6 protein-coding genes are annotated in these 11767 nt (G+C 72.8%); 2 read left to right on the top strand and 4 right to left on the bottom strand.

Annotated features, from left to right (window positions below; translation table 11 throughout):
* Positions 1-2 precede the first annotated feature (2 nt).
* The gene (locus DFJ66_RS42100; RefSeq protein WP_147459183.1) at positions 3-3836 is read right to left on the bottom strand and encodes a hypothetical protein; all 3834 of its coding nucleotides are present in this window, start codon (positions 3834-3836) and stop codon (positions 3-5) included.
* Between the two features lie 541 nt (positions 3837-4377).
* Between DFJ66_RS42100 and DFJ66_RS06545 the strand changes: the two genes are divergently transcribed.
* Positions 4378-5592 carry a putative glycoside hydrolase gene (locus DFJ66_RS06545; RefSeq protein ID WP_170199161.1) on the top strand — a complete coding sequence of 405 codons (1215 nt, stop codon included), beginning with the start codon at positions 4378-4380 and terminating at the stop codon, positions 5590-5592.
* A 163-nt stretch (positions 5593-5755) separates the two neighbouring features.
* Here DFJ66_RS06545 and DFJ66_RS06540 read toward each other — a convergent pair whose 3' ends face one another.
* Genes DFJ66_RS06540 through DFJ66_RS06530 form a run of 3 tightly spaced genes read right to left on the bottom strand, consistent with a single transcriptional unit; the run spans position 5756 to position 9362 of the window.
* A complete protein-coding gene (locus DFJ66_RS06540) occupies positions 5756-7927 on the bottom strand; it encodes a hypothetical protein (RefSeq protein WP_121218912.1) in 2172 nt (723 codons plus the stop codon).
* Positions 7924-8340 (bottom strand): GtrA family protein, encoded by a 417-nt coding sequence (locus DFJ66_RS06535; protein WP_121218909.1) that lies wholly within the window; start codon positions 8338-8340, stop codon positions 7924-7926. Before DFJ66_RS06535 ends, DFJ66_RS06540 begins: the two co-directional genes overlap by 4 nt.
* Positions 8337-9362 carry a glycosyltransferase family 2 protein gene (locus DFJ66_RS06530; protein WP_121218907.1) on the bottom strand — a complete coding sequence of 342 codons (1026 nt, stop codon included), beginning with the start codon at positions 9360-9362 and terminating at the stop codon, positions 8337-8339. Before DFJ66_RS06530 ends, DFJ66_RS06535 begins: the two co-directional genes overlap by 4 nt.
* A 177-nt stretch (positions 9363-9539) precedes the next feature.
* On the opposite strand from DFJ66_RS06530, the gene DFJ66_RS06525 reads away from it, so the two are divergent.
* Complete coding sequence (locus DFJ66_RS06525; RefSeq protein ID WP_121218905.1) at positions 9540-11375, top strand: PIG-L family deacetylase; 1836 nt, start codon at positions 9540-9542, stop codon at positions 11373-11375.
* Positions 11376-11767 lie beyond the last annotated feature (392 nt).

Here is an 11767-nt window from a genome sequence, read left to right as displayed (position 1 = left end):
CGTCAAGCGGTTCGCGCAACCACCGAGGACTCGGCGATAGCCGCCAGCTCGTCGGCGATCCGCGAGCACGCTTGCGGCATGAGGTCACCCACGGCCTCGAGCGCGGTGGGCCAACGGTTGACCAGGAAGATCCGGGCGATCGCGCGGGCCCGGCGCGCCGGACCGGTGTCGTCGGCCAGCGCCCGGTACGCGGAGGTCTGGAGTGCCGAATCTCGGAGGGACCGGGCGATGTTCTCGGCCTCGTCGAGCAGTTCGTCGGCGCGATCGGGGGAGTGGGCCCGCGCCGCCAGGGCGACGGACGTCAGCGTCCGGGACCGCTCCACCGGGTTGGTGATCCGCGCAGCCGTGTGGCCGGCGTCGTCGAGCAGCAGGTGGGCACGTACCCGGTGCCCGGCGGCCGAGGCCGCGTCCGCCGCCTCGGTCAGTGCCCAAGCCCGGTCGGCCGGGTTGGCCATGCCGCGCGCCACGGCCTCCGCGCGGTCGAGGTCGTCGGCCCGGATCGCGGCCCGCAGCACGGTCAGCAGGGCGGTCGCCTGTTCGGACGGTTTGGTGATCGCCCGCGCGACCTCCTGGGCCCGCTGGAGCCGGCCCAAGCCGGCGGCGGCGTCGACCACCGCCGTCAGCGCGAGGGCGCGTTCGGTCGGGTCGACCACGGCGTGCGCGATCGCGTCGGCGTACTCCAGCAGTTCGACGCCGCGCTCCTCCAGTACCGACCCCGCCGTGGCGCGGACGATCGCCGCCAGCGCGCGGGTCTGCCGGACGGCTCCCGGGATGGTGCGGCCGACCGCGACCGCGTCGGCGAAGCTGCCCGCTCGAGCCGCCGCCGCGGCCACCGACCACAAGGCCTCGGCTTGGTCGGCTGGGTCGGCGATGCACCGTGCGATGCCCGCCGCGTCGGCGAACTGGCCGAGTTCCACCGCCGTCCGCACGAGCGCGGACAGGGGAGCGGCCCGGTCGGTGACGCCGGTGATCTCGCCGACAGCGGCGCGGAACCCGGGCAGGTCGCCCATGCCGGCCGCGGCCTCCGCCACCGCGGCCAGCACCGCCGCGCGGCTGCGGTGGTCGATCGCGCTGTCGGCGAGGGTGTGCAGCCGCGCCAGGGCTTTCGACGCCCGTCCTGGATTGCCTGCATCCGCGGCGGCGCGCGCGACCGCGACCAGGACCGCCGCCCGCTCGCCGATGTCCGTGACCGCGTCCGCGATGTTCTCGGCGCGAGTGAGGTCACCGGTCCTCGCGGCGGCGTGTCCGACCGACGCAAGAGCGCGGGCGCGCTCCGCGTGGTTGGCGATCAGCCCCGCCGTGCGCTCCGCTCGTGCGAGCTGACCGACTGCTGCCGCCGCCTCGGCCACGGACGCCAACACCCAGCCGCGTTCGGCCGCACCGGTGACGGACGTGGACAGGCGCTCGACCCGGTCGAGGACGCCCGCCACGCGCGCCGGGTCGTCCGAGGGGGCCACCAGTGCGGCGACCCGGCTCAGCGCCCGTGCCCGTTCCGCCGAGTCGCTGGTCGCGCGGGCCGCTGTCTCCGCCTGCTGCAACAAGGTCGCGGCCCGGTCCTCGGCCCCGGCGCCGACCGCCGCCCCGGCGACGGTGGTGAGGGCGCGCGCTCGTTCGGCCGGGTCGTCGACGGACCGGGCCACTGCCTCGGCTCGGCGCAGCTCACCGCGGGCGCAGGCCTGCCGGACCAGCATCGTCAACGCTGCCGTGCGCACCCGCGTGCAGTCGATGGCACCCGCGAGGATCTCGGCCCGGGCGAACTCCCCGGCGTCCACGGCGGCGCGCACCACCTTGGCGAGTGCTTCCGCCCTCGCCGCGGGATCGTTGATCGCACGGGCGAGAGCCTCGGCGCGAGCGGGTTCACCGACGTGCGCGGTCGCCTCCGCCAGCGCCGCCGCCAGCCTGGTGCGCTCGACGGGGGACCGGATCGTCACCACGACGCTCTCGGCCTCCCGCACCAGGGACCGCGCCCGGACGTCCTCGCCCGCCACCGCCGCGCAGCGGGCCGCGGAGGTGAGCGCCCACGCCCGCGCGGTGGGGTGGTCGAGCGCCAATGCGGTCCGTTCCGCGGTGTCGACCAGCCGCGCCGCGCGCTCGTGGTCCCCGACCGCGGCGGCCGTCCGGGCGAGCGAGGCGAAGGTGGAGACCTGGTCGGCGCACGCCGTCGCCGATCTCGCGACCGCCTCGGCGTAGGCGAGCATGTTGTTGCCGCAGCGGGCTTTGTCCACCGCACGCGCGGCCGCGGCGGACGCCACGGACAACAGGGCGTGGTTCCGCGACACCGGGTTCGCGAGGGAGCGGGCGATGGCCTCGGCCCTGCCCCACTCGCCGAGTTCCGCCGCCACCCGCAGCACCGAGCCGAGCAGCCACGCCTGCTCGGCGTGATCGCGCGACGCACGTGCCTCGAACTCGGCGGCGTCCAGGTGAACGTGGTCGCCGAGGGCGGACGCGATCCCGGTCCACGCGGTCGCCCGGGACGCCGGGTCGGCCAGCGACCGCGCGATGTCTTCCGCCCGCCGCACCTCGCCCAGCGCGGCGGCCGTGCGAGCGACGGCGACCAGCGCGTCTTCCCGGCGAGGCTGGTCGCCGATCGCCCTGGCGATGTGCTCGGCGTGGTCCAGCAGGGTGGTCGCACGGTCGCCGCGTCCGGTCGTCGCCGCCGCGACCCCGGCGAGAGCGCGGGCGCGGTTGGCGAGGTCGGGCATCGAGTCGGCGATCGACTCGGCGCGGTTGGGGTGTCCGATCCGCGCCCACACCGCCGGGAGGTCGACCGGGACCCCGCTGTTGCGCTCGACGAGGTGGTCCCGGTGGACGGCGAGCCGGATCATCTCGGTGACGTCCGGCTGCTCGCCGGACACCAGCACGTGCTGCGCCGTGGTCACCTCGGCCAGGCTCGCGGCGTCACCGCCGGACAGGTCGAGCATGCGGTCGTGCCGGTCCGGGTCGGTCGCGCACGCCACCATGCGGGTCGAGTCGCCCGCGGCGACCAACATCGGGTAGTAGCCGCGCAGCAGGTACTCCGGGGTGTCCGGCGGCCAGCGCAGCGCCCGGTAGCGGTCGGCCCACCGGTGCACGCGTTCCCGGTACTCGGCCAGCCGGGACGGTCCCAGCATGTCCAGGGCGGCGGCCTGGAGTTCCTCGTGCGCCAGGACGTACACCTCCCGGGTGTCACCCGGGTGGTGGCCCGGATCCCGTCGAGCGAAGCTGCGCCCCGTCACGGTGGCGAGGTGGTCTCCGACCTGCCACTCCGACCGGCCGGTGAGCGCGGCGAGGTCGCCGGCGGTCAGGCCGCCGCCGGTGGCGGCCACCAGACCGAGGAGGTCCCGCTCGGTCGGACCGCCGTGCACGAGGTTGCGGAGCTCGCGTTCCATCTCGGCGCGCACGGCGTGCGCCTCCGGCGACGGGGCCAGGTCCCTGACGACCGCGCCCCGGCGGAGCGGGTGGTGGCGCGGGACGTCGGAGGGGATGGGCGGGTTGGGCCGGCCGGAGACGACGACCCGCATACCCGCTGGTGGCTCGACCGGCAGCAGTGCCGCGATGCTGTGGACGTCGGGTCCGGTGTCCACACCGCGGTCCTCGTCGAGACCGTCGACCAGCAGGACCAACCGCTCGTCCCGGGTACGGCACGCCTCGGCGGCGTCGGCGAGCAGGCCGAGGAGGTGGGCTTCCCGGGTGGACTCCCCGAGGAACTGCGGCATGTCCTCGCCGAGGAGGGCGAGGAGTTGTTCCAGCACGTTGTCGACGAAGGCCGACCGGTCGTTCTGACCGTGCAAGCGTGCGGTCACGAAGAACGACACCACTCGCACTCCGGCGGGTGGGTGCAGCGCGAACCACGCCATGAGCGCGGATTTTCCCGACCACGCGTCGGCCCGCCACCACCAATAGTTCGGGAATGGATCGGGCGAGGTGCAAAAAGCCGCGAGTTCCTCTAGTTCGGCGGATCTGCCCACCAGTTCGCCGGGTGCTATGCGGCGGACTTGGAGGTGGTACCGGGTGCGGACCGGCGCCCCGGTCCGCAGGTCTACCTGGTGGATGTGCCCAGCTTGCACCACGTGACCCGCGACCCGGCCCGACAGCGAGTTCGACGTCGCGGCAGGGCTGGGAGTCATCCGATGGAGCACAGTCGCGTGCCCGTGCTGCGGTTCTGCGTCCACCCCGGCAATCATGCCGATCCACGCGCTTCCGGAGTAGTGCGACGCGAAGATTTCCGTTGCAGAATTCCCTTTGTGAGTACTGGTCGGTCGGTTGTGCCGAAATCGGAGTGGGCGGGCGACGTTTCGCCGCCCCGCACCGGGGTAGACACTCCACAGTGGACGCAGTGTGACCGGGGCCGTCACCCGGACGTGGGGTGGCGGTGTCATGCGGGCGGCGAGGTGGGTCATGAGTGGGTGGGGTGGTCGGCTGGTCGCGGTGGTGGGGATGATGGTGGCTGTGGTCGTCACGCCTGCCGCCGGGGACTCGTACGTCGGGGTCGGGCACGCGCGGTCGTTCTGGTTGCACCTCAACGGCACGCCCACGCCGGAGTGGATGTTGGCCGCCGAAGCCCGACGGCACGCCTACATCGTGCTCAACGCCTGGGAGCACGACATCGGCCGCCGCATCAAGCACTACAACCCCGACGTCCAGGTCTTCGTCTACAAGGACCTCTCCTCCACGCGCAGCTACGCCTGCCGGGGCGGCGTGGACGACAAGCACCTCCCCGCCGGCGTGGGCTACTGCGAGGCCGACAAGAAGCACCCCGACTGGTTCCTGGTCGACGGCAAGGGCAAGCGCCTGGAGTACGACGGCTATCCCGGCCACTGGCAGATGGACGTCGGCAACACCGCCTACCAGAACACCTGGGCCGACAACGTGATCGCCGACGCCAAGGCCGGCGGCTTCGACGGCGTGTTCATGGACAACGCCCTGTTCCCGTGCGACGCCTACCACCCCGGCGTCTGCCCGAAGAAGTACCCGACCGACGCCGCAATCCAGGCCGCCTACAAGGCGATGCTCGCCAACACCCGCCCCAAGTTCACCGAGGCGAAGCTGAAGACCGTGGCCAACCTGTCCAACGCCCGCCTGCACACCGGCGGCTGGGAGGCCTACACCGAGCACCTCGACGGCGGTTTCGACGAGTGGTGGATCACGTTCTCCAACGACAACCTGCTGCCCGACTACGACCAGGGCTGGAGCCGCCAGGTCGCCGAGATCGCGGCCAACGAGCGGCGCGGCAAGCTGACCTGGGTGCAGCCGCACTTCAGCCCGAACCGCACCCAGCCGCTGCGGTACGCGATGGCGAGCTACTTCCTCGTCGTGGGTGACAAGGCCGCCATCGCCGAGATGGACAAGACCGACGACTACGGCGACCCGACCGCGCGCGACCCCATGTACCACTGGAACCTGGGCAAGGCCGAGAAGCCCTACCGCGAGATCGGGTCGAAGCTGTTCCAGCGTGACTTCACCTGCGGCGCGGTGATCGTCAACGCGAACCCGACCGGGTCACCGGCGGTCCGGGTCGAACTGGCCGAGCCGTACGCGGACGAGCGCAACGTGCCGGTCACGTCGGTCTCGCTGCCCGGCACCTCCGGCACCGTCCTGCGCAAGTCCTGCTGACGCCCTGTGACGCCGGCCGAGTGGGCCGGGGCTGCGGTGTCGGAGCCGCGGTGTCGCAGCGGCCGTGGCCTCCGGCCCCCGCTTCGATCGTCGCACGGGGCACCGACAAATCCTCGCGTGCGGTGGTCGGAGGAGTTGGGCGGGCAGTCGGTTTGGCAGTTCGTCAGGCGTTGGCGACCGCGAGGTCCTGAGGTGCCTCCGCCGCAGGCACAGTGCGGTCGCGCCTCGGGCGTCGGCGGCTGATCACGGCGTAGGCCAAGGCCCCGAGCAGGCCCGCGAGGGCCAAGCCGACGCCCAGGCCCAGGCCCGGCGGGGTCCAGCGGATGGTCAGCTCGCCGGTCTCGGCGTCCGCGGGCAGGTCCACCACCAGCAGGCCCGCCGGTCCCTGTCGGGTCGCCAGCTCGCGGCCGTTCAGCTCTGCCCGGTACCCCGGCCACGCGAGGCGGGCGAACACCACCGAGCCCGACTGCCCCCGGTCCTTGGTGAACTTCACCGTCTCGTCCCGGTCGTCCGGTGAGACGTCCGAGGTCACGCGCACGCCGGGGGACGCGTGGGACAGTCGACCGCCCGGCCACGGCAGGGGCTGGTCGCGGCGCAGGGCCGTGTGCGTGGCGGTCCGGTCCGCGATGTGCCACCCGGGTGGGGCCTGGACGTCGGGCAGCACGTCGTTCTGCACCAGGATCGTGCCGACCCGCAGCAGGTCCACCAGCGCACGCCCGTCGACGGCGGTCGGTGAGAGGATCTGCTGGAAGCTCGCGGCGCACGTCGTGCCCTTGTAGTTCATGCAGGTCGCCGTGGCGAACTCGCGGAACGACATGCCCGAGTACGACCCGGTGGACTTCAGGTCCGTCACCAGGCCCACGTTGCCCGGCAGCACGGTGCCGACCGGGAACGTCGTGCCCTCGTGCGGCGGGGCCTGCGCCTTCAGCTCCTTCACCGACTTGGGGAACCCGTACCCGGCCACGTCCAGGTTCACCGGGAACCACGACATCTGCAGGAACAGCGCCGCGCCCACACCCGCGACCAGCGCCGCGTAAGTGGCCTGCGGGCGCACGAACCGGGCCAGCGCCACCGACACCGCGACCCCGACCGCCAGCAGCGCGAACGCCGTCACGTGCTGCCGCCACTGCCACGGCTGGGCGGCGAAGCTCAGGTACCCCGACAGCAGCACCGCCGCGACCGTCGCCGCCACCCGCCGCCGGACGTGGTCGAACCGCGGCCCGCCGGTGAACGCCACCGCGAACAGCACGCCGATCGCCAGGTAGACGACCTCCAGGTGGCGCAGCGGGAAGCGGAACATCCACATGTTCGACGGGCCGATCGCCAGCAGCACGTACGCCGTGAGCACGACGAGCACGCCCGACAGCTCCCGCCACCGCTCGCGCAGCCGCCGCCAGTGCAGCCACGGCAGCAGCGGCACCAGGAACCACGTGAAGTACACGCCCGGCGTGTGCAGCCGGTAGTCCAGGCTGAACGTGCGGATCATCGGCCGGTGGCTGGGCATGCTCATCGACAGCAGGTCCGACAGGCGCGGCATCAGGATGCCGTCGCTGGCGAACCCCTGCCCGGCGCGCGCGGTCACCGACGACGTCCCCAGCAGCGGCAGGTACACCAGCGGCACGAACATCGCCACCAGCCCGCCGATCAGGACCAGCTTGAGCATCGCCGCCCGGTCCCGGCGCAGCCAGTTCTCCACCAGCAACGCCGCCAGCACCACGCACACGCCCAGCAGCCCGTACGGGTTGCCCGTGGTCACCGCCAGCGCCCCGAACAAGATCGCCCACAACGGGCTCGACGCGCCCCGCGCCGCCCGCCGCGCCGCCCACCACGTGTAGGGCAGCCACGCGAAGGCCATCAGCCCGGCGATCCACGACGAGGTGTCGAAGTACAGGGTGAACCCGCTGAACGGCAGCGCGATCGCGATCACCGCCGACGGCCCGCGCCCGGCGCCGTGCTCCCGGCACACCAGGTAGACGCCCAGCGCGAGCAGCGCCAGGATCTCCGACTTGACCACCAGCGCGGCCAGCCCGAGGTCGTCGAACCGCGACACCAGGATGTAGTTGCCCAGGTTGACCGGGTTCCAGATGCCGAACAACGCCTCGGCGGGCAGGTTGCCGCCCATCCAGCCGTCGACGTCCAGCAGCGGCGGCCAGTCGCCGTCCAGCAGCCGTTGCCCCAGGTGGTGCCAGGTGGGCATGAACTGCACCGCGCTGTCGTCCCACACGTAGAACACCCTGTTGCGCAGGTACGGCACCTGGGCCAGCAGCACGACCGCGGCGCACACGCCGAACGCGACCAGCGGGCCCCACACCCGCCGCTGGACGAGCGTCCTCACGACGTCCGTTCCTCTTCCCTGATCGGTGGCGCGACGGGCTTCGACCGGCCGGTGAGCACCAGTTGCGCCACGATGAACGTGAACGGGATCGCCACCGCGGCGGCGAGCAGGGGAGCGATGCGCTGGTCGACCGCGAACCACCTCACCAGCACCCACAGGCCCGTGCTGGTGACCACGAAGTTGGTCACGTTCGACAGCGGGAACAGCAGGAACGTCCGCCACGACGGCTTCGTGCGGAACGTGAAGAAGCAGTTCATGAAGTACGAGCCGACCATCGCCAGCACGAACGCGGTCACGTGCGCGACCATGTAGGGCAGGGCGAGCTGGAACAGGTAGTACAGGGCGTAGTACACGGCCGTGTTGAGCACGCCGACCAGTCCGAACCGGAGGATCCGGCCGAGTTTCGCGGTCACGGCGTCGACCGCTCCGCGAACGGGCCGGCGACGACCTCGCCGCGCACCTCGGCGGCGTGCTCGGGCAGCTCGCGTCCCAGCGGCAGGGTCACCGGGATGTGGCCCGCGCCCGCCGACTCCTTGACCAGGAAGTGCGGCCGGCGCTTGGACTCGAAGTAGATGCGGCCGACGTACTCGCCGATCACGCCCAGGAACAGCAGTTGCAGACCGCCCAGCACGAGCACGCCGCACATGAGGGTCACGTAACCGGGCGCGTCCACGCCGTTGCGCACCGCGTCCACCAGCACCCACACCGCGTAGGCGAAGGCCAGGACGGTGACCAGCGCGCCCAGGTAGATCGCGACCCGCAGGGGCTTGGAGTTGAACGACACGACGCCGTCGATGCCGTAGTTGAGCAGCTTGCGGAACGTCCAGCTGCTGTTGCCGGCCGAGCGGGTGACGTTCTCGTAGTCGATCACGGCGGTGTCGAAGCCGATCCAGGCGAACAGGCCCTTGGAGAACCGGTTGTACTCGCCCAGCGACAGCAGCGCCTGCACCGCGCGCCTGCTCAGCACGCGGAAGTCGCCGACGCCGTTCTCCAGCTCGACGTCGATCACCTTGTTGATCATCTTGTAGTACAGGGTGGACACCAGCTTGCGGACCGTGGCCTCGCCCTTGCGGGTGCGCCGCGCGATGACCTGGTCGTAGCCCGCGCCGACCATCTCGACCATGCGGCCCAGCAGCTCGGGCGGGTGCTGGAGGTCGGCGTCCATGATCGCGACGTAGTCGCCGGTGGCGTGGCTCAGGCCCGCCAGCATGGCGGCTTCCTTGCCGAAGTTGCGGCTCAGCGCGAGGTACTTGAACCGGGCGTCGCGTTCGGCGATCGTGCGCAGCAGGGGCAGCGTCTTGTCGGTGCTGCCGTCGTCGACGAGCAGGACCTCGAAGTCACCGCCCAACGGCGGGAGCACGCGGCTCAGCGCCGCGTACAGCTCTTCCAGCCCGGCTTCCTCGTTGAAGCACGGCACCACGACTGAGATGCGCACAACTCCCCTTGACCCGTGTCGTTCCGAGTACTCCTGGGACTATCGGCGGCGGTCCACACCCATTACCGACGCCGGACACCCGTATTGCGTTGCTCCGCCCGTCCTGCTGGTCCCCGCCCGCCATTGTGTCGGTAGCCTGTCCCGCGCCGACACGCGGGATGGGGGCGACGCTAACCGATGGCACGGGCACGACCGGTCGTGGCGCTCGCCGCGCTCGTCCTCGGGCTGGTCATCGCCTGTGGCGGGCCCGCACCCGACCCGGCCGGCGCGTCCGACGTCGCCTACCTCCAGGTCGTGGCCCACCACGACGACGACCTGCTGTTCATGAACCCCGACGTGCGGGAGGCGGTGCGGTCCGGGCGGCGGGTGGAGACGGTGTTCCTCACCGCCGGCGAGGCCGAGGTGCCCGACGCGAACGGCTACTCGGCGTCCCGCCAGGCCGGGGCGCGGGCGGCGTACGCGCGGATGGCCGGGGTGCCCGACGAGTGGGACGGCACCGCGGCGGACCTCGCCGGCGGCCGGGTCGGCGAGCGCTACACGCTGAAGGCGAAACCGCAGGTCACGCTGGTGTTCCTGAACCTGCCCGAGGACGGCGACCCGCGCGCGGACGGCGGTCGCGGCGCCCTGCGGCGGCTGTGGAAGGACCGGGCCGGGGGAGTGGTGTCGGTGGACACCCTCACACCGACCGGCGGCAAGATGCCCGGCCCGTCCACCTACACCGGGAACGGCCTGATCAGGGTCCTGGTCGAGCTCATGGACGACTTCCGGCCGACCGTGCTGCGCGTGCAGGACAGCGACCCGGACCCGGACTACCCGCAGTGGAAGCCCTGGCACGACCACCCCGACCACGTCGTGGGCGCGCGCTTCACCGAGGAGGCCGCTCGGGTCTACCAGCGCTCGCCGGAGCACCCGCGCCTGGTCGTGGTCGGCTACCGCGACTACAACACCGACGCCTCCCCGGTGAACCTCCCGCCCGCCCGGCAGGAGGAGAAGATCGGCGACTTCGCGGCCTACCAGGCCCACGACCGCAACGCGACCGGCCACCCGTCCTACGACGCCTGGCCCCGCCGCATGTACTACCGCTGGGACCGCGGCACCCAGTGGGTCGTCCGCACCGACGACGGCCTCCGGGCGTACGCCCCCCAGGGCAAGCGCCTGCTGGGCTGGCGCCGGCACGGCGACCGCTGGGAGCGGCTGGACGACCTGGGCGGCCCCGGCGGCAAACTGGCGTTCGGCCTGTCGGCGACCCGGGGCAAGAACGGCCCAACGGTCTGCGGTCGCCTCCTGGACAGCCACGACATCACGTGCCGCGACGACCGGGGCTGGGCGTCACTGGGCAGCCCGGACCCCGGCGACGTCCGCGTGGGCACCCCGACCGCCGCCGCGTACGCCGATGGCCGCGTGGCGGTCTTCGTGCGCGACGCAGGCGGCGGCGTCAGCCGGTCCGAACAGGACCGTTCCGGCGTGTGGGGCCCGTGGACGAGGTTGGGTCGCCCGGGTGCCACGCCCATCACCGATGGCCTCACCGCCGTGACCGGCCCGTCCGGCACCCCCGAGGTCTTGGGTTCGACGAGGGACGCGCCCGTCCACTGGTCCGGTGCGTGGAACCCTTCGGATGGCCCTTGGCCCGCACCCGCTGGCCCACCGAGCGCCGTCTACGGCAAAGACGACACTCTCACCGTCGTGTACCCCGTCGCCGACACGGGCGAGCTCGCGACCACAACCCGCACCAACGGCAAGTGGACACCCCCAACCCGCTCCCCGGGCCCTGATGGCCCCGGCCGCCCGGCAACGGTGTACGCACACGACCGCGTGATGGTCGTCGGCCGCGACAAGGACGGCGGGGTGTCGGTCGACGGCACGTCGGCAGGCGGCGACCCCCTCGACTACCCGACCGCGGCGGTGGACGGCAACGGCCGAGTGGTGCTGCTGGCGATCGGCGCGGACGGCCGACTGCACACGTCATCCGAACAGGACGGCGGCCGTTTCGCACCGTGGCAGGCGGCCGGCTGAGCCCGGTTGCGCGGGTTTTGTCGGAGGGGGCCGGAGACCACGCCCGACGCGGCCAGCGTAAGGCTCCAGCGAACGCCCCACCCGCCCGCCTCCACCACCACTGCCACGCCCGCCGCCAGCTCGCCTCGCGCCCGGCCCGCCACTGCACGAGCCGCCGGCGCGCCGCCGCCTGCCGCCTGCCGCCCGCCGCCGCCGCTGCGGCCAGCCCGCGCGCCGCCGCAAGCCCGTGCCCGCCGCCCCGCTGGCCGCCCCGACCCCGTGCCCTCGCCCTCTCCCCACCCGCCAGCCCACCAACCCACCAACCCACCCGCCAACCCGCCAACCCGCCCATCGCAGCGCCGATGAGGCCGCGCGTGTGAGATCGTGGTCGGTGTGAAAGATCGTGGTCGGGT

Source organism: Saccharothrix variisporea (assembly GCF_003634995.1).
Classification (GTDB): Bacteria; Actinomycetota; Actinomycetes; order Mycobacteriales; family Pseudonocardiaceae; genus Actinosynnema; species Actinosynnema variisporeum.
Note: the sequence above shows the minus strand (reverse complement) of the source record. Positions and strands in the feature narration are given on the sequence as shown.